17 protein-coding genes and 1 tRNA gene are annotated in these 23,023 nt (G+C 68.6%); 7 read left to right on the top strand and 11 right to left on the bottom strand.

What is annotated here, in order from left to right; genetic code table 11:
- Window positions 1–113 precede the first annotated feature (113 nt).
- Genes OG251_RS24035 through OG251_RS24015 form a run of 5 tightly spaced genes read left to right on the top strand, consistent with a single transcriptional unit; the run spans window position 114 to window position 6,289 of the window.
- Window positions 114–896: a hypothetical protein gene (locus OG251_RS24035; RefSeq protein WP_326679097.1), complete on the top strand. Its 783-nt coding sequence runs from the start codon at window positions 114–116 to the stop codon at window positions 894–896.
- A complete protein-coding gene (locus OG251_RS24030; RefSeq protein ID WP_326679096.1) occupies window positions 896–3,073 on the top strand; it encodes a hypothetical protein in 2,178 nt (725 codons plus the stop codon). The genes OG251_RS24035 and OG251_RS24030 overlap by 1 nt, the downstream gene beginning before the upstream one ends.
- Before the next feature lie 30 nt (window positions 3,074–3,103).
- Window positions 3,104–4,690, top strand: a complete 1,587-nt coding sequence (locus tag OG251_RS24025; RefSeq protein WP_326679095.1) for a hypothetical protein — start codon at window positions 3,104–3,106, stop codon at window positions 4,688–4,690.
- On the top strand, window positions 4,690–5,253 hold the full coding sequence (locus OG251_RS24020; protein WP_326679094.1) for a Pycsar system effector family protein: 564 nt from the start codon (window positions 4,690–4,692) through the stop codon (window positions 5,251–5,253). The genes OG251_RS24025 and OG251_RS24020 overlap by 1 nt, the downstream gene beginning before the upstream one ends.
- Before the next feature lie 25 nt (window positions 5,254–5,278).
- Complete coding sequence (locus OG251_RS24015; RefSeq protein ID WP_326679093.1) at window positions 5,279–6,289, top strand: M48 family metalloprotease; 1,011 nt, start codon at window positions 5,279–5,281, stop codon at window positions 6,287–6,289.
- 90 nt (window positions 6,290–6,379) lie between these two features.
- Here the strand turns inward: OG251_RS24015 and OG251_RS24010 are convergent, their stop codons facing one another.
- The 10 genes from OG251_RS24010 to OG251_RS23965 all read right to left on the bottom strand — a co-directional run bounded on the left by OG251_RS24010 (window position 6,380) and on the right by OG251_RS23965 (window position 19,766).
- Complete coding sequence (locus OG251_RS24010) at window positions 6,380–10,279, bottom strand: DNA-directed RNA polymerase subunit beta' (RefSeq protein WP_326679092.1); 3,900 nt, start codon at window positions 10,277–10,279, stop codon at window positions 6,380–6,382.
- A 128-nt stretch (window positions 10,280–10,407) separates the two neighbouring features.
- Window positions 10,408–13,890, bottom strand: coding sequence for a DNA-directed RNA polymerase subunit beta (rpoB, locus tag OG251_RS24005; RefSeq protein WP_073718406.1), 3,483 nt, complete (start codon window positions 13,888–13,890; stop codon window positions 10,408–10,410).
- 600 nt (window positions 13,891–14,490) lie between these two features.
- Complete coding sequence (gene rplL / locus OG251_RS24000) at window positions 14,491–14,874, bottom strand: 50S ribosomal protein L7/L12 (RefSeq protein WP_326679091.1); 384 nt, start codon at window positions 14,872–14,874, stop codon at window positions 14,491–14,493.
- Window positions 14,875–14,984: 110 nt separating this feature from the next.
- Window positions 14,985–15,515: a 50S ribosomal protein L10 gene (gene rplJ, locus OG251_RS23995; protein WP_326679090.1), complete on the bottom strand. Its 531-nt coding sequence runs from the start codon at window positions 15,513–15,515 to the stop codon at window positions 14,985–14,987.
- Window positions 15,516–15,790: 275 nt separating this feature from the next.
- Complete coding sequence (locus OG251_RS23990) at window positions 15,791–16,720, bottom strand: hypothetical protein (protein ID WP_326679089.1); 930 nt, start codon at window positions 16,718–16,720, stop codon at window positions 15,791–15,793.
- Window positions 16,721–16,894: 174 nt separating this feature from the next.
- Window positions 16,895–17,617, bottom strand: a complete 723-nt coding sequence (gene rplA / locus OG251_RS23985; protein WP_326679088.1) for a 50S ribosomal protein L1 — start codon at window positions 17,615–17,617, stop codon at window positions 16,895–16,897.
- Window positions 17,618–17,697: 80 nt separating this feature from the next.
- On the bottom strand, window positions 17,698–18,132 hold the full coding sequence (gene rplK, locus OG251_RS23980; protein ID WP_024494105.1) for a 50S ribosomal protein L11: 435 nt from the start codon (window positions 18,130–18,132) through the stop codon (window positions 17,698–17,700).
- Window positions 18,133–18,308: 176 nt separating this feature from the next.
- Window positions 18,309–19,226, bottom strand: coding sequence for a transcription termination/antitermination protein NusG (nusG, locus tag OG251_RS23975; RefSeq protein ID WP_326679087.1), 918 nt, complete (start codon window positions 19,224–19,226; stop codon window positions 18,309–18,311).
- Window positions 19,227–19,299: 73 nt separating this feature from the next.
- Window positions 19,300–19,587 carry a preprotein translocase subunit SecE gene (secE, locus tag OG251_RS23970; protein ID WP_266803421.1) on the bottom strand — a complete coding sequence of 96 codons (288 nt, stop codon included), beginning with the start codon at window positions 19,585–19,587 and terminating at the stop codon, window positions 19,300–19,302.
- A gap of 106 nt (window positions 19,588–19,693) precedes the next feature.
- Window positions 19,694–19,766: transfer RNA gene (locus tag OG251_RS23965), tRNA-Trp, on the bottom strand.
- A gap of 212 nt (window positions 19,767–19,978) precedes the next feature.
- Here OG251_RS23965 and OG251_RS23960 point away from each other — a divergent pair.
- Both OG251_RS23960 and OG251_RS23955 read left to right on the top strand, forming a co-directional pair.
- A complete protein-coding gene (locus tag OG251_RS23960; protein WP_326679086.1) occupies window positions 19,979–21,205 on the top strand; it encodes a pyridoxal phosphate-dependent aminotransferase in 1,227 nt (408 codons plus the stop codon).
- A gap of 124 nt (window positions 21,206–21,329) precedes the next feature.
- Window positions 21,330–22,355 carry an adenosine deaminase gene (locus tag OG251_RS23955; RefSeq protein ID WP_326679085.1) on the top strand — a complete coding sequence of 342 codons (1,026 nt, stop codon included), beginning with the start codon at window positions 21,330–21,332 and terminating at the stop codon, window positions 22,353–22,355.
- Here OG251_RS23955 and OG251_RS23950 read toward each other — a convergent pair.
- Complete coding sequence (locus OG251_RS23950; protein WP_326679084.1) at window positions 22,348–22,944, bottom strand: TetR/AcrR family transcriptional regulator; 597 nt, start codon at window positions 22,942–22,944, stop codon at window positions 22,348–22,350. The genes OG251_RS23955 and OG251_RS23950 overlap by 8 nt on opposite strands.
- Between the last annotated feature and the right edge of the window lie 79 nt (window positions 22,945–23,023).

The raw sequence follows: 23,023 nt of genomic DNA, 5'->3' as shown, positions 1-23,023 counted from the left end.
CGATTCACTGTGTGCACACGGTCACACTTCGAGTGCGTCATCCGCCCTCACCACCGGGGACCCACCGCCGTCACGCTCTTCCCAGCACGGAACACCCCCGGCGAGAGGCAACCATGTCCGACCCCGTGAGCAGCACGATCCTGCTGCTCGACATCGAGAAGTACAGCGAGCGCGACGACGTCGAGCAGGCGTATCTGCGCCGCATGCTCTTCGATCTCGCCGACCGCGTCCTGCTGGCCGCGGGCATCGACGAGACCCGGCGGCGGCGCGCCGACCGCGGCGACTGCGTGATGGAGCTGATCGACGCCAACGCCTCGGTGACCGCCCTGCTGCGCACGCTGCTCACCGAGGCGCCCGCCCAGCTGCGCACCCTGAACCGCACCGCCTCCAGCTCCGCTCAGATGCGGCTGCGCGGGGTGGTCGCCACGGGGTACGTCGCCCTCGACGGGCACGACGGCTGGGTCGGGTCGGATCTCAACCACGCCTGCCGGCTGCTCGACGCCGAACTGCTGCGGGGCGCGCTGAGGGAGCGCGCACAGGACTTCGCGCTGTGCGTGTCGGAGCCGGTGTACCAGGGCATCGTGCGGCACAGCCCCACCGGCGTACCGGCCGAGGAGTTCCACGCCATCACGGTGGGCAGCAAGAACGGGCCGCTCCCCGCGTGGCTGCACGGACCGGTTCCGCAGGTGCCGGTTCCGGACGCGCCCCCGCAGGCCCCGGACCGGGCGGCGCCCGAGCCCCGTACGCCGGCGGCGCCCCCCGCCGGGCCGGGCCAGGCGTTCGACTTCGGCGGCGCCACGGTCAACGGCGGCGTCTTCGGCGGGATGAACCACGGCATCGGCGGCGGCACCTTCCACGGCGACATCCACCTCGGCGGCGGCAGCAGGGAACGCTGATGAGCGCCGGTGACGCCGCCGGCGCGGGGCCGCAGCAGCAGCCGGGAGGCGCCCCCGAGGCGGCCGAGGAGACGGCGGAGACGGAGCCGGCCAAGGAGACCGGGGAGGCAGAGGAGACCGACCGGCCCCAGGACGTGTGGTCGGCCCGGCGGGACCTGGCCAACCACACCCCGCGGACCATGAGCCTGGACGGCTCCCGGGTAGGCGGCGGCGTCTTCGGCGGCGTCAACCACGGCATCGGCGGCGGCACCTTCCACGGCGATGTGCACGTGGGCACGACCGAGATCCACTACCGGTTCGGCGCCCACTCGGCGGTCCACTCCTCCGGCGAGATCCCGCCGGAGGCGCTGGACCGGCTGGCGGCGAGCTTCGCCTCCGCCGGAACAGGCTTCGAGGCGCTGGCCGAGCGGCTGCGCGACGAACACGTCCTGGTGCTCACCGGGCCGCACTTCGCGGGCCGCCGGACCGCCGCGCTCATGCTGCTGCGCCGCATCGGGGCGGCCCCGGTCCGCGCCATGGGCCCCGACACCTCCCCCGGTGACCTCGCCGGGCAACTCGACGGCGGCGGGCAGGAGGAGGCGCGCGGCCATGTCCTGTGCGACCTGATCACCGAGCGCGGCAGCCCCCTGCGCGAGGCGCACCTGCTGGCCGTACGGGACCGGCTCGCCAAGCGGGACGCGTACCTCGTGATCACCGTGGGACCGGCCGCGTCCCTGGAGGACGTACCGGTCGCGGTCTGGCGGCAGCCGTCCGCGAAGGACGTGCTCACCGCGCATCTGGAGCCGCTGGCCGATGCCGGGAGGATGCGGGAACTGCTGTCCCTGCCCGCCGTGACCGAGTTCCTCGGCCGGAGCCATCAGCCGCGCGAGGCCGCCGAGTTCGCCCGGGTCCTGGCGGGGTACGCGGCGGGGCAGAGCGATGAGCGGGCGCTCGGGAGCTACTCGCTGATGGCCCTGGAGAACCAGGTCCAGGAGTGGTTCGAGCAGGACGAGACCTCGCTGCACCTGCGCGAGAAGGCCTTCCTCGTCGCCCTGGCCGTCTTCGACGAAGCGCCCTACGCGCTGACGGCCGAGCTGAGCGACCTCTTCTACTCCTTCCTCCAGAGGACCGAGAACGCCGAGCTGTCGCCCGCCGTCCCGGTCTTCGGCACCCACATCGGCAAGCGGCTGCAACTGGCCAGGGCCCGCCGGTACGACGCGGAGGAGCACACCGAGTGGGGTCCGGTGAGCCAGGTGATGGCCGCCTACCTGGACGACCGCGCCGCGCTCGTCCTGCTCCGGGAGGTGTGGACCGGCCACCCTTCGGCGCGGCCCGCCCTGGTCGGGTGGCTGCGAGAGCTGGCAGGGGACGGCCGCCCGCTGGTACGCACCCGCGCGGCCTCGACGGTCGCCGTCCTCGCCCACACCGACCTGCCGTCCGCGATGGCCCTGGTCATCGAGGAGTGGGCCGGCTCCCGCCTGTTCCGCCACCGGCTCGTCGCGGTCAGCGCACTGGCCCTCACCCATCGGCTCGGCACTCCCAACGTGCCGCGCATCCTGGACGCCTGGTGCGGCAGCGAGGAGGCGGGGCAGCGCTGGGTGGCGATCCGGACGCACGGGCTGATCGGCCCGGAACGGCCGGTGGAGACCCTGGCCGCGCTGCGGGCCGCGGCCCGCCATCCGGACCGGCAGGAGGATCCGGACAAGCTGGTGGCCGGTGAACTCGCCGCATCGGTCGCGCTGTTGCTGCTGTCACCGGCGGGCGACCGGGTCATCGCCGAGCTGCTGCGGACCCTGCACACCGACCGCCCGGTGTTCGACCTCGCGGTGGGCGGCTTCGTCAGCGCCTGTCTGCGGGACCAGGACGACCGGCCCGGGTGGCCGGCCGTCCTCGACTGGTACGCCCGGTCCGCCGCCCTGGGCACGCAGGACGCCCAGGACATCGCCGCTCTGTGGCGGGCCGCGCTGGCCGACCGTGGCCACAGCCAGTCGGCGCTCGACGCGATGCGCCGGTGGGTGCTGTCCGCGGACGACGACGAGGAGGTGGAGTGGGCGCTCGCCGCGCTGCTGCCCGCCCTCGTCACCACCACCGCCGAGCGCCAGCGGCTCGGCCATCTGCTGCGGACCATGCACGGCGAGGACAGCACTCCCCCGCCGCCCGCCGCGGGCCGTCTGCTGACCACCCTGCCGAACCGCTGAGCCGTACCGACCCCACAGGAGAAGCACACCATGACCGATTTCCGCCGACCGCCCGAGTGGGAGCAGGCGGCCGACCGGCACACCCGGCTGGCCGACCCCGTGCTCACCGTCCGGCAGCTCTCCCGGTTCGGGTTCGCCCGCAAGTCGCTCACCCGTATCGACCACGCACTGGTGTTCTCGACCCCGGACGGCTCGTACGACACGTTCCTGCCACCGGTCCGGCCGACCCGCGCCGAAGCGGCGGGCAAGCGGTACACCGCCGTGTACGAGGTGGACATGGGCGTCCACCCGGTCCACGCGGAACTGGTGCTGCCCAGCGACAACGACGCCTTCGAGTTCGGCCTCTCCGTCGAACTGTCCTGGCAGGTCCACGATCCCGCGCTGTTCGTGGCGAGCGGCTACCGGGATGTCCCCCGGCTGCTGCTCGGCGAGCTGGAACAGGCGGCCCGCCCCGTGACGCGCCGCTTCCCCGTCGACCGGAGCGCGGACGCCGAACAGGAGATGCTGCGGGCGGTGCACGCGTGGGGCCCGCTCGGCACCGGCGCGGGCCTCGGCACGACCTGGACGGCGCGGCTGCGCAGGGACCGGGAGAACATCGGCCATCAGCGGCGCATCCAGGCCATCGACCACGCGGCCACCGAGCAGATCCACGCCGAACGGCGGGGCATGGAGTACGACGCCGAACTCGACCGGCGCACCAGGACACAGGACGCCCTCCAGGCGGGCCGGGCCATGGAGTACGGGGAGCGGCACCAGGAACTGGCGCTCCAGCAGCAGCGGTGGCAGCACGAGCGGGCCCTGCTGGCCGCCGCCGATGAGGTGGAGCTGCAGCGGGCCGAGGCGGAGAAGATCGACTTCTACCGGACCCAGCTGGAGCAGGGCGGCGTACGCGCCTGGGCGCTGCACCTCTCCCGGCACCCCGAGGACTCCCGGACCGTCCTGAACGGCATGCGCGAGGACCAACTCCGCATGATCCAGGCCCAGATGGACCTGGTCCGACAGCTGCTGGGCGGCGACGGCGCGGAGAGCTACGAGCTGGAGGGGCCCAAGAAGCTGGCGTTGCAGGCGGTGCACGACATCCTGACCCAGCGGCTGCCGGGAGTGTCCCAGGACTGGTCGGGCCCGCGGCTCGGCCCGCCCGCGCAGGAGACGGCACCGCCGCAGGACACACCACCGTACGAGACACGGCCGTACCGGTCTCCGCCGTACGAGACGCACACGCACGGGCCCCAGCCGTACGAGGCCCGTCCGCACGAGTCACGGCCGTACGAGCCCCAGCCGTACGAGGCCCGTCCGCACGAGCCACAGCCGTACGAATCACGGCCGCACGAATCACAGCCGTACGAAACGTATCCGTACGGATCGCGGCCGCACCCGGCGCCGCCGCCGCCGCAGGACGCACCGGCTCACGGGGCACCGCAGGCGCGGGTGCCCGCCCAGGACACCGTGCCCGCGACCTTCTCGGGCTGGCAGCCGCCGCCCGGCTACGGCAGCGCCCCCGTCATGCCCGCTCCCGCCGTACCACCGCGGCCCACCGAGCCGCCCGCCGCACCGCCGCAGCCGTCCACCGACGGTGACGCCCATGGCGTCGAACGCGTGAAGGAGGCCGACGGCTGATGGCCGACACCGATCCGGCACCAGCACCGCACCCGCCGCACCCACCGGACCCACCCCCGGCCCCGCCACCGGGCACCGGGACCGAGGCCGCCTCGCGGCTCCTCCTCGACCTGCGGTCCGAGATCGCGCGGGCCGACAGCAAGGCGGCCGTGCTCGTCGCCGCACTCGGCATGAGCGCGGGCGTGGTCAGCGGCCTGCTGGCCGGGAGCGACTGGGAACCGGCCGCCCTGTCCGGTACGGGCGAGACCTGCTGGTGGATGGGCACCGCCGCGCTGGCCGCGTCCCTGGTCGCCCTGCTGATGGCCGTGCTGCCGCGCTACCGCGCCAGCAAGTGGGCTCCCGGCGAGCCACTCACGTACTTCGGAGACATACGACGGGCGGTGCGGCAGGAGCGCCTGGCGGAAGCGCTCGCCGCGACGGAGCGCGCACCGGCCGCCTCGCTCCTGGTGGCCCTGGCGGAGACCAGCCGGATCGCCACGCGCAAGCACCAGTGGATACGTGCGGGGCTGGTCACCTTCTCCATCGGCGCCGTACTGCTCCCCGCCTCCCTGCTCATCGGCTGACGACCCCGTACCGCGAAGGATGGCCATGTCCCGGCGAAGCCCCGAGTCACCGCACCCGCAGGACCCGCAGGACGACCTCGACTACCGGCACGCCCCCGGCAGCCGACTGCACTTCACCGCCCACCAGCGCGGCGCCGACGCCACCGCGCTCGGGCATCTGGCGCTGCAACTGCCCGGCATCCTGATGAGCCTGCTGGTCGTCGCCCTGGCCGCCTCGCTCCTGGAGTCGTTCACCGGTCTGCCGTACTGGATCGCGGTGCTCCTCTGGTCGGCCTCCGGCGCCCTGGTCTTCCACGCCCCCAGCGAGAACTTCCTCGCCCGCTACCTTCTGAAGCTCCAGCGCCCGCTGCCCCACGAGGCCGCCCGGCTCGAACCCGTCTGGCGCGAGGTGACGGCGCGCGCCGGCGTGGACGGACGCAGGTACCACCTGTGGATCGAGGAGAGCGAGGACCTCAACGCGTACGCCGCGGCGGGACACATCGTGGCCGTCACCCGGTTCGCCCTGGAGCAGCTGCCGAGCGCCCAGCTCGCCGCCGTACTCGCGCACGAACTCGGCCACCACACCGGCGGTCACGCCTGGTCGTCCCTGCTGGGCTACTGGTACCTGCTGCCCGGCCGGATCGCGTGGCGGGTCCTGCGTACCGTGACCGTCCTCGCCATCAGGTTCACCGGCTACTTCTCGTACCTGGGCGCCGGCGTGCTGGTGCTGCTGATCGGCGCACTCGCCTTCACGACGCTCAGCGTCCTGTACGGGCTGCCGCTGGTGCTGCTCGTCGTCCCCTGGCTGACCGCCGCCGTCGGACGCCGTGCCGAGCTGCGGGCGGACCGGCACGCGGCGGTGCTCGGCTTCGCGCCGATGCTCGCGGAGGTCCTGCACACGATGCACGCCGGTGAGACCCGGGCACGGGAGTACGCGACGGCCGCGACCGGGAAGCCACCGGGCGAACCGGGCGCCCTGGCCCGGCTGCTCGCCACGCATCCCGACTACCGGACCCGGATGCACCATCTGCGGCCCTACCTCCGGCCGCCGCGCTGAGCGGACCCGCCCGCCGGACCCCGTACACGCCGCAGGGCGGCCACCCCGTGTTCGGGGTGACCGCCCTGCGGTCAGTCGCGGACGACTCGCTTACTGGTTGTACGGACCGTAGTCGTAGTCCTCCAGCGGAACGGCCTGGCCGGAGCCCGTGCCGAACGGCGAGTAGTCGATGTCGTCGTAGCCGACGGCCGAGTACATCGCGGCCTTGGCTTCCTCGGTCGGCTCGACCCGGATGTTGCGGTAGCGGGACAGACCCGTACCGGCCGGGATGAGCTTACCGATGATGACGTTCTCCTTGAGGCCGATCAGGGAGTCCGACTTGGCGTTGATCGCCGCGTCGGTCAGGACCCTGGTCGTCTCCTGGAAGGACGCCGCCGACAGCCACGACTCGGTGGCGAGCGAAGCCTTGGTGATACCCATCAGCTGCGGACGGCCGGAGGCGGGGTGACCGCCCTCGGTGACCACACGACGGTTCTCGACCTCGAACTTCGAGCGCTCGACGAGCTCGCCCGGAAGCAGCTCCGCGTCGCCGGACTCGATGATCGTCACACGGCGCAGCATCTGCCGGATGATGATCTCGATGTGCTTGTCGTGGATCGACACGCCCTGCGAGTTGTAGACCTTCTGGACTTCGCCGACCAGGTGGACCTGGACCGCACGCTGGCCGAGGATGCGCAGCACGTCGTGCGGGTTGGTGGCACCCACGGTGAGCTTCTGGCCGACCGCGACCGGGTCGCCCTCGCCCACGAGCAGACGGGCACGCTTGGAGATCGGGAACGCCGTCTCCTCGCTGCCGTCGTCCGGGGTGACGACGAGCTTCTTGGTCTTCTCGGTCTCCTCGATCCGGACGCGGCCTGCCGCCTCCGAGATCGGGGCGACACCCTTGGGCGTACGGGCTTCGAAGAGCTCGACGACACGGGGCAGACCCTGGGTGATGTCGTCACCCGCCACACCACCGGTGTGGAAGGTACGCATCGTCAGCTGGGTACCGGGCTCACCGATGGACTGGGCGGCGATGATGCCGACCGCCTCACCGATGTCGACCAGCTTGCCGGTGGCGAGCGAGCGTCCGTAGCAGAAGGCACAGGTGCCGACCGCGGACTCACAGGTCAGGACCGAACGGGTCTTGACCTCCTCGACGCCGGCGCCCACGAGGGCGTCGATCAGGACGTCACCGAGGTCGACGTTGGCAGGCGCGATGACCTTGCCGTCGACGACGACGTCCTCGGCGAGCATGCGGGCGTACACCGAGGTCTCGACGTCGTCCGTCTTGCGGAGCACGCCGTCGGCACCCTTGACCGCGATCTTCAGCTTGAGGCCGCGGTCGGTGCCGCAGTCCTCCTCGCGAATGATCACGTCCTGCGAGACGTCCACCAGACGACGGGTCAGGTAACCCGAGTCGGCGGTACGCAGGGCGGTGTCCGCCAGACCCTTACGGGCACCGTGCGTGGAGATGAAGTACTCCAGAACGGTGAGGCCCTCACGGAACGACGCCTTGATGGGACGCGGGATCGTCTCGTTCTTCGCGTTCGACACCAGACCACGCATACCGGCGATCTGACGCATCTGCATCATGTTTCCTCGGGCACCCGAGTCAACCATCATGAAGATGGGGTTCGTCTTGGGGAAGTTCGCGTTCATCGCCTCGGCAACCTCGTTGGTCGCCTTGGTCCAGATCGCGATGAGCTCCTGCGTGCGCTCGTCCTTGGTGATCAGACCGCGCTCGTACTGCTTCTGGACCTTCTCGTCCTGCTCCTCGTAGCCCTTGACGATGGCCTTCTTGGCCTCGGGCACGACGACGTCGGAGATGGCCACGGTGACGCCGGAACGCGTCGCCCAGTGGAAGCCCGCCGCCTTCAGGTTGTCGAGCGTCGCCGCCACGATGACCTTGGGGTAGCGCTCGGCCAGGTCGTTGACGATCTCGGAGAGCTGCTTCTTGCCCACCGAGTAGTCGACGAACGGGTAGTCCTCGGGCAGCAGCTCGTTGAAGAGCGCGCGGCCCAGGCTCGTACGCAGCCGGAAGGTGTCGCCCGGCTGGTACTCCGGCTCGCCCTCCTCGGCGACCGGCGGCACCCAGCCACGCGGCGGCATGGTGCCCACCGGGAAGCGGATGTCGACGGTCGACTGGAGCGCCAGCTCACCGGCGTCGAACGCCATGATCGCCTCGGCCGTGGAGCCGAACGCGCGGCCCTCGCCCTTGGTGTCACGGAGCTCACCGTCGGTGGTGAGGAAGAACAGCCCCAGCACCATGTCCTGGGTCGGCATGGTGACGGGACGACCGTCGGCCGGCTTCAGGATGTTGTTCGAGGACAGCATCAGGATGCGGGCCTCGGCCTGCGCCTCCGCGGAGAGCGGCAGGTGCACGGCCATCTGGTCACCGTCGAAGTCCGCGTTGAACGCGGTGCAGACGAGCGGGTGGATCTGGATGGCCTTGCCCTCGACCAGCTGCGGCTCGAAGGCCTGGATGCCGAGGCGGTGCAGGGTGGGTGCACGGTTCAGCAGCACCGGGTGCTCGGCGATGACCTCTTCGAGGACGTCGTACACGACGGTGCGGCCACGCTCGACCATGCGCTTGGCCGACTTGATGTTCTGCGCGTGGTTGAGGTCGACCAGGCGCTTCATCACGAACGGCTTGAAGAGCTCCAGCGCCATGGCCTTCGGCAGACCGCACTGGTGCAGCTTGAGCTGCGGGCCGACGACGATCACGGAACGCGCGGAGTAGTCCACGCGCTTGCCGAGGAGGTTCTGACGGAAACGGCCCTGCTTGCCCTTCAGCATGTCGCTGAGGGACTTCAGGGGACGGTTACCGGGACCGGTGACCGGGCGACCGCGGCGGCCGTTGTCGAACAGCGCGTCGACGGCCTCCTGCAGCATCCGCTTCTCGTTGTTCACGATGATCTCGGGGGCACCGAGGTCAAGGAGACGCTTGAGGCGGTTGTTGCGGTTGATCACACGGCGGTACAGGTCGTTCAGGTCGGAGGTCGCGAAGCGGCCACCGTCCAGCTGCACCATCGGACGCAGGTCCGGCGGGATGACCGGCACGCAGTCGAGCACCATGCCCTTGGGCTTGTTGCTGGTCTGCAGGAACGCGGAGACGACCTTGAGGCGCTTGAGCGCACGGGTCTTCTTCTGGCCCTTGCCGGTGCGGATGATCTCGCGAAGCCGCTCGGCCTCTTCATCCAGGTCGAAGGACTCCAGGCGCTTCTGGAGCGCGGCGGCGCCCATGCAGCCGTCGAAGTACGTGCCGAAGCGGTCACGCAGCTCGCGGTAGAGGAGCTCGTCGCCCTCCAGGTCCTGGACCTTGAGGTTCTTGAAGCGGTTCCACACCTCGTCGAGACGGTCGATCTCGCGCTGCGCGCGGTCACGCAGCTGCTTCATCTCACGCTCGGCACCTTCGCGCACCTTGCGGCGTACGTCGGCCTTGGCGCCCTCGGCCTCAAGCTCGGCCAGGTCGGTCTCGAGCTTCTTGGCGCGGGCCTCCAGGTCGGAGTCGCGACGGTTCTCGGTCTGCTGACGCTCGACGGAGACGTGCGCCTCCAGGGACGGCAGGTCGCGGGTACGACGCTCCTCGTCCACGAACGTGATCATGTACGCGGCGAAGTAGATGACCTTTTCGAGGTCCTTCGGCGCGAGGTCCAGCAGGTATCCGAGGCGCGACGGGACGCCCTTGAAGTACCAGATGTGGGTGACGGGAGCGGCAAGCTCGATGTGGCCCATCCGCTCACGACGCACCTTGGCGCGAGTGACCTCGACGCCGCAGCGCTCACAGATGATGCCCTTGAAGCGGACACGCTTGTACTTGCCGCAGTAGCACTCCCAGTCCCGGGTAGGACCGAAGATCTTCTCGCAGAAGAGTCCGTCCTTTTCGGGCTTGAGCGTGCGGTAGTTGATGGTCTCCGGCTTCTTCACTTCGCCGTGCGACCAGGTCCGGATGTCGTCCGCGGTGGCAAGGCCGATCCGCAGCTCGTCGAAGAAGTTGACGTCGAGCACTTGTCGTCAATCCCTCTTTCGGGGGTTCGAGCCCCTCGCGTCAAAGCGAGAAATGGGGCACTTCAGCAATGGTCTGAACGGGTCCGGGGAGAGCCGGCCGGATCACTGGGATCCGGCCGGCCAACCCGTCAGACCTCTTCGACGCTGCTCGGCTCGCGCCGGGACAGGTCGATACCGAGTTCCTCCGCCGCGCGGAAGACGTCCTCGTCCGTGTCACGCATCTCGATGGACATACCGTCCGAGGACAGCACCTCCACGTTGAGGCAGAGCGACTGCATTTCCTTGATGAGCACCTTGAAGGACTCAGGGATGCCCGGCTCGGGGATGTTCTCGCCCTTGACGATCGCCTCGTAGACCTTCACGCGGCCGGTCACGTCGTCGGACTTGATCGTCAGCAGCTCCTGGAGGGCGTAAGCGGCGCCATAAGCCTCCAGCGCCCACACCTCCATCTCACCGAAGCGCTGTCCACCGAACTGAGCCTTACCACCCAGCGGCTGCTGGGTGATCATGGAGTACGGACCGGTCGAACGGGCGTGGAGCTTGTCGTCGACCAGGTGGTGGAGCTTGAGGATGTACATGTAGCCGACCGAGACCGGCTCGGGGAACGGCTCGCCGGAGCGGCCGTCGAACAGGTTGGCCTTGCCCGAGGGCTGGACCATCCGGTTGCCGTCGCGGTTCGGGATCGTGGACTCGAAGAGACCGGAGATCTCGTCCTCGCGCGCACCGTCGAAGACCGGGGTCGCGACGTTGGTGCCGGCGGCGACGTCGTCGGCGCCGATCGCCTTCAGCCGCTCCATCCACTCCTCGCTGCCCTCGACCTTCCAGCCCTGGCTGGCGAGCCAGCCGAGGTGGATCTCGAGGACCTGTCCCGGGTTCATTCGGGACGGGACACCCAGCGGGTTGAGGATGATGTCGACCGGGGTGCCGTCCTCCAGGAACGGCATGTCCTCGATCGGCAGGATCTTCGAGATGACGCCCTTGTTGCCGTGACGGCCGGCGAGCTTGTCACCATCGGTGATCTTGCGCTTCTGCGCGACGTAGACGCGGACCAGCTGGTTCACGCCCGGCGGCAGCTCGTCGCCCTCTTCGCGGTCGAAGACGCGGACGCCGATGACCTTGCCGATCTCGCCGTGCGGGACCTTCAGCGAGGTGTCGCGCACCTCGCGCGCCTTCTCACCGAAGATCGCGCGGAGCAGGCGCTCCTCGGGGGTCAGCTCGGTCTCGCCCTTGGGCGTGACCTTGCCGACGAGGATGTCACCGGCGACGACCTCGGCACCGATACGGATGATGCCGCGCTCGTCGAGGTCGGCGAGGACCTCTTCGGAGACGTTCGGGATGTCCCGGGTGATCTCCTCCGGGCCGAGCTTGGTGTCACGGGCGTCGACCTCGTGCTCCTCGATGTGGATCGAGGAGAGGACGTCGTCCTGCACGAGGCGCTGCGACAGGATGATCGCGTCCTCGTAGTTGTGACCCTCCCAGGGCATGAACGCCACGAGGAGGTTCTTGCCGAGGGCCATCTCGCCGTTCTCGGTGGCCGGACCGTCGGCGAGAACCTGCTCGGCGATGACCCGGTCACCCTCGGAGACGACAACCTTCTGGTTGACCGAGGTGCCCTGGTTGGAGCGCATGAACTTGGCGATGCGGTACGTGGTGTACGTGCCGTCGTCGTTCGTGACGGTGATGTAGTCCGCGGAGACCTCCTGGACCACACCGTCCTTCTCGGCCTTGAGCACGTCACCGGCGTCGGTGGCGCAGCGGTACTCCATGCCGGTGCCGACGAGCGGGGCCTCCGACTTGATGAGGGGCACCGCCTGCCGCATCATGTTCGCGCCCATGAGGGCACGGTTGGCGTCGTCGTGCTCCAGGAAGGGAATCATCGCGGTGGCGACGGACACCATCTGGCGCGGCGAGACGTCCATGTAGTCGACGTCCGTGCCGGGCACGTAGTCGACCTCTCCGCCACGACGGCGGACCAGGACGCGGGGCTCGGTGAAGCGCAGCTCGTCGGAGAGCGTCGCGTTCGCCTGGGCGATGACGTAACGGTCTTCCTCGTCGGCCGTGATGTAGTCGACCTCGTCGGTGACCTGACCGTCGACGACCTTGCGGTACGGCGTCTCGATGAATCCGAACGCGTTGACGCGTCCGTACGAGGCGAGCGAACCGATCAGACCGATGTTCGGGCCTTCAGGGGTCTCGATCGGGCACATGCGTCCGTAGTGGGACGGGTGCACGTCACGGACCTCGAAGCCGGCCCGCTCACGGGACAGACCACCCGGGCCAAGAGCCGACAGACGGCGCTTGTGGGTGAGACCCGACAGCGGGTTGTTCTGGTCCATGAACTGCGACAGCTGGCTGGTGCCGAAGAACTCCTTGATGGAGGCGACGACCGGCCGGATGTTGATCAGGGTCTGCGGCGTGATCGCCTCGACGTCCTGGGTCGTCATGCGCTCACGCACGACGCGCTCCATACGCGCCAGACCCGTACGGACCTGGTTCTGGATGAGCTCACCGACGTTACGCAGACGACGGTTGCCGAAGTGGTCGATGTCGTCGGTCTCGACGACGATCGTCCGGCCGGACTCACCGACGGTCTCGAGCTCCCCGGCGTGCAGCTTCACCAGGTACTTGATGGTCGCGATGATGTCGTCGCTGGTGAGCACACCGGCGTCCAGCGGCTCGTCCGCGCCGAGCTTCTTGTTCACCTTGTAGCGGCCGACCTTCGCGAGGTCGTAGCGCTTCGGGTTGAAGTAGAGGTTCTCGAGCAGCGTCTGAGCGGCCTCGCGCGTGGGCGGCTCGCCCGGACGCAGCTTGCGGTAGATGTCGAGCAGCGCGTCGTCCTGGCCCTGGGTGTGGTCCTTCTCCAGGGTGGCGCGCATGGACTCGTACTCGCCGAACTCTTCGAGGATCTGCTCGGTGGTCCAACCGAGAGCCTTGAGGAGAACGGTCACGGACTGCTTGCGCTTGCGGTCGATGCGGACACCGACCATGTCGCGCTTGTCGATCTCCATCTCCAGCCAGGCACCCCGGGACGGGATGATCTTGGCCGAGAAGATGTCCTTGTCGGACGTCTTGTCGATGGAGGAGTCGAAGTAGACACCCGGCGAGCGGACCAGCTGCGACACGACGACACGCTCGGTGCCGTTGATGACGAAGGTGCCCTTGTTGGTCATGAGCGGGAAGTCGCCCATGAAGACCGTCTGGGACTTGATCTCGCCGGTCTCGTTGTTGGTGAACTCGGCGGTGACGAAGAGCGGCGCGGCGAACGTGAAGTCGCGCTCCTTGCACTCGTCGATCGAGTTCTTCGGGGGCTCGAAGCGGTGGTCGCGGAACGTAAGCGACATCGACCCGGAGAAGTCCTCGATCGGCGAAATCTCCTCGAAGATCTCCTCCAGGCCGGACTTGGTGGGGACGTCTTGTCCACTGTCCAGAGCAGCCTCGACGCGAGCCTTCCAGGCGGCGTTACCGAGGAGCCAGTCAAAGCTCTCGGTCTGCAGCGCGAGGAGGTTCGGAACCTCGAGGGGCTCCTTGATCTTTGCAAAAGAGATGCGCAGCGGGGCGGTGCTGGCACCGTTGTTCGTATTCGCGGTCGAGGCGTTGCGCGAGGCGGCCAAGAGGGGGTCCTTCCGAGGGCTCGGACTCACTACGCGCGTACCGGTCCCAAGTTGGACACAAAGACAGATATCCCAGGTAAGGGAGGATCAGTCATCGATGCTCAAGCGTGGGCATGCCCCTGGTGACGGGCAGGAGGCAGCTAACAGGCAGCGCAAAGGGTCAGTGTAGCCAAACGCCACACTGATGTCCAGTCGGGGTTCTCAGAGACCCGCGTTGCTCTCAACAGCTGTTCTCAACACCTATGCCTAGTCCTTGCGCGGGGTGCGCTCTTCTTTACTGCCCTCTTCACTCTCGATCCATGCCTCGGATTCGGATCGATGTGATGACGCGCCCCTGAGAATTGCGCGCCTCGTGCGGTTCGTCAAGGCCTCCAAGCCGGGACAGACTCCCAGCGATCCTCTCCAGCCGCCCCTGGACGCCGCAGGAGGCCCCCTGAGAGGCGCACGGCGAAGATCACCATACTCGTCACCGCCGGAAGAGCAAGGCACCCGCCACGGGCACGCCAAAGGGCGACCACCCGGATGGGTGATCGCCCTTTGCGATGTGACATCCCCGCCTTGCGGCAGAGACGGTCCTGAGGAGTCAGATGACTCGCAGGGTCACTTGACCTCGACGGAAGCGCCGGCGGCCTTGAGGGACTCGGCAGCCTTCTCGGCGACCTCCTTGGCGACCTTCTCGAGGACCGGCTTCGGGGTGCCGTCGACGAGGTCCTTGGCCTCCTTGAGACCCAGCGAGGTCAGCTCACGCACGACCTTGATGACCTGGATCTTCTTCTCGCCGGCGCCGGTGAGGACGACGTCGAACTCGTCCTGCTCCTCGGGGGCGTCAGCAACCGCACCCGGGCCCGCGGGACCGGCGACGGCGACGGCCGCGGCGGCGGTGACGTCGAACTTCTCCTCGAACGCCTTCACGAACTCGGAGAGCTCGATGAGGGTCATGTCCTCGAACTGCGCGAGCAGGTCGTCCTGGGTGAGCTTCGCCATGAGGGGCGATCCTTCCACTAATTCGGCAGGTGCCGGATGTATATGAAGGCGGGCGTAACGGCCCGCTGCGACCAGCGCCCTAACGGGCGTCGGTCAGTGCGCGAGCCGAATTACTCGGCACCGCCCTGCTCGGCCTTCTTGGCACGAAGCGCCTCCGCGGTGCGGACGAACTTCGAGGGAAGCGCCTGGAAGAGCGAGGCAGCCTGGGACTGCTTGCCCTTCATGGCACCCGCCAGCTTGGCGAGCAGAACCTCGCGGGAGTCGAGATCCGCGAGCTTCTTGAACTCATCGGCGGACAGCGCCTTACCGTCAAGGACACCGCCCTTGATGATGAGGTTGGGGTTGTCCTTGGCGAAGTCACGAAGACCCTTCGCCGACTCCACCGGGTCACCGGTGACGAAGGCAACCGCCGTCGGACCCGAGAACAGGTCGTCCAGCGTGTCGATCCCGGCCTCGTTGGCCGCGATCTTGGTCAGCGTGTTCTTCACCACGGCGTACTGGGCGTTCTCACCGAGCGAACGGCGCAGCTCCTTGAGCTGTGCCACGGTGAGACCCCGGTACTCGGTCAGCACGGCGGCGTTCGAGCTGCGGAACTGGTCCGTCAGCTCGGCTACCGCGGCAGCCTTGTCGGGCCTTGCCATGAGCATCGGCCTCCTTCCGGGTGATGAGGACCGCTCAGAAGGGGCCGGAAAAGACGAAACGCCCCAGCACAAGTGCCAGGGCGCAGCTCGACCGGACAGAATCCGGGAGCGTTCCACAGTCACCTGCGCAGGTCGTCCGTTTTCAGCGGATCCTTCGGTCACTGTTCCTCTTGCGAGAGCACAGCGACGACCAGCGGTCTTTGGCTTCTTATGGAGCGTACGCGACCGCAGCCGCGTCGGGCAAATCCGTCCCGGATCGGGTGGGTGCGTGAGGTTTAGGACGCGCCCGTGCCCGCACCTGCGGCGGCGCCCTGCTGCTGCTTCAGGATGTCCGCGAAGTCGACCGTGTCGGCGGCCGGGGGCTTCTCCACCGCGACCGCGGTGCCGTAGTCGCTGTAGTAGACCGTCGTATTGAGCTCGCCGGTCTTCATCCGGCCACGCTCGGTCTTCTTCACCAGCAGGTCGTTCTTGTCGACCCAGATGTCCACGGTCTCCGTGGTGATGCCGGCCTGGTCGAGCTGCTTCTTGAGCGCGGCGAGCTGGGCTTCGTCCAGGGCGCCGTTCTTCGCGGTCAGCTCCGCCACGTCGACCGTGCCGGAGTAGTGCGTCGTGGGCACCCCCCGCACGTCCTCCTGGCCGACCTTCTTCACGTCGCCGGAGGCCAGCAGCGCCTTCACGCCCTGCTCGGGGGTGCTGCTCTCCATCTGGTCCTTCATCACCCCGCCGGAGGCCCCGGACATCTCGGCGAGGTCCTTGTAGGCGTACCGGACCCAGTGCTTGCCGCCGATGTTGGCGGCGAAGGCGTCGCCCATGTTGGCGTAGTACTCGTCCTTGAGGTACCGGGCCTCCATCGATCCGTCGCCACCGGACTTCTTCAGGGCTTCGCCCATCGTGCCCCCGGTGTACGTGATCTTCAGGGAGCCCGTGAGCCCTTTGCTCCAGTCGATGACTCCGCTCTGCGTCATCGACATGTTGGTGCCCATCACGGTGGTGCCCTCGACCTTGGCCGACTTGGCCCCGCCGGTCTTCTCCTGCACCTGGCGCAGCGCGGCGACCTGCTCGCCCTTCACCACGCCGCCCGCGCGCGTGCCGTCCTTGCCGGTGCCTCCGGCGTCGTCGGAACCGCTGCAGGCCGCCACCGAAGTCAGCGCCGCCACCGACGCGAAGGCCACGCACACCCGCCGTACAGTCCTGGTCGTCGTCATCTACCGCTCCACCCCTCGCTTCGTCCTGTCGTCCCACACTGGCACAGGGGACCGACAGTTACGCGTACTACCGGACGCATCCTTCGGAAACGAGGACGGGCCCCGCACCTCGAAAGGTTGCGGGGCCCGTCACAAAGCACGCGTGTGACGCGACTGCCTGGTGAGCTCGGTGGCTCAGACGGCGGCCGGGTCCTCCTCGACGAGGAGGTTGCGGGTGCGGTTGGAGTCCAGCGGGATGCCGGGGCCCATCGTGGTGGCCAGCGTGGCCTTCTTGATGTAGCGGCCCTTGGCGGCGGACGGCTTCAGACGGAGGATCTCGTCCAGCGCCGCTGCGTAGTTCTCCACCAGCTTGGTCTCGTCGAAGGAGACCTTTCCGATGATGAAGTGCAGGTTCGAGTGCTTGTCGACGCGGAACTCGATCTTGCCGCCCTTGATGTCGTTGACAGCCTTCACGACATCGGGGGTGACGGTGCCCGTCTTCGGGTTCGGCATCAGACCACGCGGACCGAGCACGCGGCCGAGGCGGCCGACCTTGCCCATGAGGTCCGGAGTGGCGACGACGGCGTCGAAGTCCAGACGGCCCTTCGCCACCTCGTCGATGAGCTCGTCGGAGCCGACGATGTCGGCGCCCGCGGCTTCCGCGGCCGCAGCACGGTCACCGGTCGCGAAGACCAGGACCCGGGCGGTCTTGCCGGTGCCGTGCGGCAGGTTCACGGTGCCACGGACCATCTGGTCGGCCTTGCGAGGGTCAACACCCAGGCTGAACGCGACCTCGACGGTGCTGTCGAACTTGGTGGCGGAGGTCTCCTTGGCGAGACGGACGGCCTCGAGGGGGGCGTAGTTGCGCTCCCGGTCGATCTTCGCGTCCGCAGCGCGGAGGGTCTTGCTGCGCTTCACTTCTACTCCTGTGGTTTCAGGGTGTGGAGTCGTGGTGCGGACCAGCGCTTGGTCCTACCACTGAGGGCTACGGGGCTGAATCAGCCTTCGACCGTGATGCCCATGGAACGGGCGGTGCCAGCGATGATCTTCGACGCGGCGTCGAGGTCGTTGGCGTTCAGGTCGGGGAGCTTCGTCGTGGCGATCTCGCGGACCTGGGCAGCCGTGAGCTTGGCAACCTTGGTCTTGTGCGGCTCGCCGGAGCCCTTGTCCACACCTGCGGCCTTGAGGATCAGCTTGGCGGCCGGCGGAGTCTTGGTGATGAAGGTGAAGGAGCGGTCGTCGTAGACCGTGATCTCCACCGGCACGACCATGCCACGCTGCGACTCGGTCGCGGCGTTGTAGGCCTTGCAGAACTCCATGATGTTGACGCCGTGCTGACCCAGTGCGGGGCCGACCGGCGGCGCCGGGTTGGCCGCACCGGCGTTGATCTGGAGCTTGATAAGCCCCGTGACCTTCTTCTTCTTGGGAGGCATTGCTCTCTCCGGGTCCAGTTGAGAGTTTTTCGCCGCCAGTCCGGTCATCCGGATGGAGGCATACCGCACAACGATAACGGGTATAGCTGCGCGACCAAAAACCGAGCAGGTCAGACGGGCTGCGAAGCCCGTCTGACCTGCTCGGTAGGCATGTGTCCAGAAACCGGCGGGAGGTGCTAGTTCTTCTGGATCTGGTCGAAGCTGAGCTCGACCGGGGTCTCGCGACCGAAGATCTCGACCAGGCCCTTGACCTTCTTCGAGTCGGCGTTGATCTCGTTGATCGTCGCCTGGAGCGTCGCGAACGGGCCGTCGGTGACGGTGACCGAGTCCCCGACCTCGAAGTCCAGCACCTGGACCTCGACCTTGCGGGACGGAGCCGGCTTGCCCTCGGCCTCGGCAGCCTCGCGGGCCGCCTTCTCCTCGGCCTCGGGGGCGAGCATCTTGACGATCTCGTCCAGGGTCAGCGGGTACGGGTCGTAGGCGTTGCCCACGAAGCCGGTGACGCCGGGCGTGTTGCGGACAACACCCCAGGACTCGTTCGTCAGGTCCATGCGGACCAGGACGTAACCCGGGAGCTTGTTCTGGCGGACGTTCTTGCGCTCGCCGTTCTTGATCTGGACGATCTCTTCCTCGGGCACTTCGGCCTGGTAGATGAAGTCCTCGACGTTGAGCGAGACGGCGCGCTGCTCCAGGTTGGCCTTCACGCGCTTCTCATAGCCGGCGTACGTGTGGATGACGTACCACTCGCCGGGAAGACCGCGAAGCTCGTCGCGCAGGGCGGTGACGGGGTCGACGGGGGCGGCCGGCTCGGCCTCTTCCTCGTCGGCGCTCTCGTCGTCGGCGGCCTCGGCGTCGTCGCTCTCGGCGTCGTCGTCATCGGCGTCCTCGTCGGAGGAAGCGTCGACCTCGTCGGACTCCTCCGAGTCGGCGTGCACGGCAGCCTGCTCGGCGGGCTCGCCCGCAGCTTCATCAGCAGCTTCGGCCTGGTCCGGCTCCACAGAATCCGCCGCCTCAACGATGTCGAGCTCGTCCTCGGCGGACTCGAAGGCGCCAGCCTCGGGCTCGACGGCGTCGTTCAGGTTCGGGTCAGACACGATGGCTGCTTCTTCCTGGATACAAATGGGTGGAACATGCGAAAGGGGCGCCCTGTCGGACGCCTCCCGCAGATCAGCCGAAAACGTACTTGATGACCCGCGCGAATCCCGTGTCAATCACGGTAACAAGACCAATCATGACAACGACGAACACAATCACCACTGCGGTGTACGTGGTCAGCTGGTTACGAGTCGGCCAAACGACCTTGCGCAACTCTGCGACGATCTGGCGGTAGAACAGCGCGAGGCGCCCCAGGGGGCCCTTCTTGCCGCGCTTGCCGCCCTTCCGAGCCTTCTTCTTCGACTCGGGGACTTCATCCTCGGCATCAGGCATGTCGATGGAGCCCACGGCGTCCGTCACGCTACTCACCTGATTCCGGGTCGTGGCCGTGCCGCGCCCGGTGGAGCCGCACGGCTGTGCAATGAAGTACGTACATGCGCACACATCCTGGCGAAGGAGTGTGTAGCAGGGCCGGAGGGACTTGAACCCCCAACCGCTGGTTTTGGAGACCAGTGCTCTACCAATTGAGCTACGACCCTTTGTGGTTTCCACCAACCTACCGCATCCTCCCCGGTGCTCGGGTGCGGGAACGGTGCGGCTGGTGAAGGCCAACGACAGGTGAGTGTACGTGCTCGGGGCCCTCGCGTCGAACAGACAGGAACCGACCGGTCCTGTCCGCATGCTGCCCAGGTCCTGTCCGGTCCCTGAAACCCCTGTGCCGACGCCAATTACTGTCTGGGACCATGGGGGCATGAGCGCTGCAACTTCTCCGTCCGAGCGTCGGGTCTCCGCCCGCATCGGTGCGATTTCCGAGTCCGCGACCCTCGCCGTCGACGCCAAGGCGAAGGCCCTCAAGGCCGCCGGGCGACCGGTGATCGGCTTCGGTGCCGGTGAGCCCGACTTCCCGACCCCCGGCTACATCGTCGACGCCGCGGTCGAGGCCTGCCGCAACCCGAAGTACCACCGCTACACCCCGGCCGGCGGGCTCCCCGAGCTCAAGGCCGCCATCGCGGAGAAGACGCTGCGCGACTCCGGCTACGAGGTCGACGCCTCCCAGATCCTGGTGACCAACGGCGGCAAGCAGGCCATCTACGAGGCGTTCGCCGCGATCCTCGACCCGGGCGACGAGGTCATCGTCCCCGCCCCGTACTGGACCACCTACCCCGAGTCCATCCGTCTCGCGGGCGGTGTCCCGGTCGAGGTCGTCGCCGACGAGACCACCGGCTACCGGGTCTCCGTCGAACAGCTCGAAGCCGCGCGCACCGAGCGCACGAAGGTCGTCCTCTTCGTCTCGCCGTCCAACCCGACCGGCGCCGTCTACAGCGAGCCCGACGCCGAGGCGATCGGCCGCTGGGCCGTCGAGCACGGCCTGTGGGTGCTGACCGACGAGATCTACGAGCACCTCGTCTACGGCGACGCGAAGTTCACCTCGCTCCCGGCGATCGTGCCCGAACTGCGCGACAAGTGCATCGTGGTCAACGGTGTCGCCAAGACCTATGCGATGACCGGCTGGCGCGTGGGCTGGATCATCGGCCCGAAGGACGTCGTGAAGGCCGCCACCAACCTTCAGTCGCACGCCACCTCCAACGTCTCCAACGTCGCGCAGGTCGCCGCGCTGGCCGCCGTCTCCGGCCCGCTGGACGCGGTCGCCGAGATGCGTTCCGCCTTCGACCGCCGGCGCAGCCTCATCGTGCGGATGCTCAACGAGATCGACGGCGTGTTCTGCCCGGAGCCCGAGGGCGCGTTCTACGCGTACCCGTCGGTGAAGGAGCTGCTCGGCAAGGAGATCCGCGGCAAGCGCCCCGCCACCTCGGTGGAGCTCGCGGCGCTCATCCTGGACGAGGCCGAGGTCGCCGTCGTACCGGGCGAGGCCTTCGGCACGCCGGGTTACCTGCGGCTGTCGTACGCCCTGGGCGACGACGACCTCGTCGAGGGCGTCTCCCGGCTCCAGAAGCTGCTGGGCGAGGCCAAGGACTGACCCGTCACTCCCTCACCCCGGAAAGTGCTCCCCGGCCGCGGCCGGGGGGCACTTTTTGTTCGATCGGCGCCCCAAGAGGGAAAGCGGCTTCCGCTCCGGCCCGCTCGTGCGGCAGGATCTACCGATGGAGCGTGATGTACGTCTGTTGCCCAAGGCCCACCTGCACCTGCACTTCACCGGGTCGATGCGGCCCACCACCCTGCTCGAACTAGCCGATAAATACGGCGTGCACCTGCCCGAGGCACTGACCGGCGGCGAGCCGCCCAGGCTGCGGGCGACCGACGAGCGGGGCTGGTTCCGCTTCCAGCGGCTCTACGACATCGCCCGGTCCTGCCTCAGGTCCCCGGAGGACATCCAGCGGCTCGTGCGCGAGAGCGCCCAGGAGGACGTCGCGGACGGCTCCCAATGGCTGGAGATCCAGGTCGACCCCACCTCGTACGCCCCGCTGCTCGGCGGACTGATCCCGGCGATCGAGATCATCCTGGACGCCGCGGACAGCGCCTCCCGGGAGACCGGGCTCGGGATCCGGGTGGTGATCGCGGCGAACCGGATGAAGCACCCGCTGGACGCCCGGACCCTGGCGCGGCTCGCCGTGCGGTACGCGGACCGGGGCGTCGTCGGCTTCGGGCTCTCCAACGACGAGCGCCGCGGGATGGCCCGCGACTTCGACCGCGCCTTCGCCATCGCCCGCGAGGGCGGACTCCTCGCGGCCCCGCACGGCGGCGAGCTGGCCGGGCCGGCCAGTGTGCGCGACTGCCTCGACGACCTCGGCGCGACCCGGATCGGCCACGGCGTACGCGCGGCGGAGGACCCCCGGCTGCTGCGGAAGCTGGCGGAGCGCGGGGTGACCTGCGAGGTCTGCCCGTCCTCCAATGTGGCGCTCGGGGTCTACGAGAAGCCCGCGGACGTACCGCTGCGCACCCTGTTCGACGCGGGGGTGCCGTTGGCGCTGGGGGCGGACGACCCGCTGCTCTTCGGTTCCCGGCTGGCCGCGCAGTACGACCTCGTACGCCGCCATCACGCCTTCACCGACGAGGAGCTGGCCGAACTGGCCCGGCAGTCCGTGCGGGGATCGGCGGCACCGGCCGACGTGGCGGAGAAGATGCTGAGCGGGATCGACGCGTGGCTGCGACCGCCCTCGGTTAGCTGATTCCGCCGAGCAGGGTGCGGGCGATCGAGGCGGCGAACGCGTCGAGCGGCTGCGGGGGCGTGCCGCCGGGAGCCATCTCGTAGGCGAAGGCCCGCTGGGCGCAGGCTCCCAGCAGCAGCGAGGCCGCGGCGTAGGTGTCCGCGTCCGCGCGGACGCGGCCCGCCCGCTGTTCGGCCCGGAGGTAGGCGTCGAGTCCCTGGATGGGTTTGTGCGGCCCGGTGCCCAGCTCCCGCATGGCCTCCTCGTGGCGGCGCTTGAGCTGGGGCTCGGCGTACAGCGAGGCGGCCATCGGGAAGCTCTGCTCGTAGAACAGCGCGGCCCGGCGGGCGATCTCGGTGAGGTTCCGCTCGATGTCGCCCTCCCCCGGCTCGGCGGCCAGGGCGCTCAGGACGGCGCCGAGCTTGGGCAGCCGCTCGTCGAGCACCGTCACGAACAGCTCCTCCTTGCCGGCGAAGTACTTGTACAGCGCCGCTTCCGAGCAGCCCGCCGCCCTCGCGATCTCCTTCGTGGTGACCCTGGCGAGGCCGATGCCGAGCATCAGTTCGTACGCGGCGTCGACTATGCGGACACGGGCCGGTTTCTGCTCCATGCGTACTCCAACCAACCTTGACGTGCGGGTGAGTATCCACTCACTCTAGAGGTGAGTGAATACTCACCCACCTGGAGGA

This window comes from Streptomyces sp. NBC_01237 (assembly GCF_035917275.1).
In the GTDB taxonomy this organism is placed as follows: domain Bacteria; phylum Actinomycetota; class Actinomycetes; order Streptomycetales; family Streptomycetaceae; genus Streptomyces.
Note: the sequence above shows the minus strand (reverse complement) of the source record. Positions and strands in the feature narration are given on the sequence as shown.

Coding starts and splice junctions, on each gene's coding strand:
- OG251_RS24035 (WP_326679097.1), top strand. CDS start 114: ATGTCCGACCCCGTGAGCAGCACGATCCTGCTGCTCGACATCGAGAAG.
- OG251_RS24030 (WP_326679096.1), top strand. CDS start 896: ATGAGCGCCGGTGACGCCGCCGGCGCGGGGCCGCAGCAGCAGCCGGGA.
- OG251_RS24025 (WP_326679095.1), top strand. CDS start 3,104: ATGACCGATTTCCGCCGACCGCCCGAGTGGGAGCAGGCGGCCGACCGG.
- OG251_RS24020 (WP_326679094.1), top strand. CDS start 4,690: ATGGCCGACACCGATCCGGCACCAGCACCGCACCCGCCGCACCCACCG.
- OG251_RS24015 (WP_326679093.1), top strand. CDS start 5,279: ATGTCCCGGCGAAGCCCCGAGTCACCGCACCCGCAGGACCCGCAGGAC.
- rplL (WP_326679091.1), bottom strand. CDS start 14,874: ATGGCGAAGCTCACCCAGGACGACCTGCTCGCGCAGTTCGAGGACATG.
- rplJ (WP_326679090.1), bottom strand. CDS start 15,515: ATGGCAAGGCCCGACAAGGCTGCCGCGGTAGCCGAGCTGACGGACCAG.
- OG251_RS23990 (WP_326679089.1), bottom strand. CDS start 16,720: ATGACGACGACCAGGACTGTACGGCGGGTGTGCGTGGCCTTCGCGTCG.
- rplK (WP_024494105.1), bottom strand. CDS start 18,132: ATGCCTCCCAAGAAGAAGAAGGTCACGGGGCTTATCAAGCTCCAGATC.
- OG251_RS23960 (WP_326679086.1), top strand. CDS start 19,979: ATGAGCGCTGCAACTTCTCCGTCCGAGCGTCGGGTCTCCGCCCGCATC.
- OG251_RS23955 (WP_326679085.1), top strand. CDS start 21,330: ATGGAGCGTGATGTACGTCTGTTGCCCAAGGCCCACCTGCACCTGCAC.
- OG251_RS23950 (WP_326679084.1), bottom strand. CDS start 22,944: ATGGAGCAGAAACCGGCCCGTGTCCGCATAGTCGACGCCGCGTACGAA.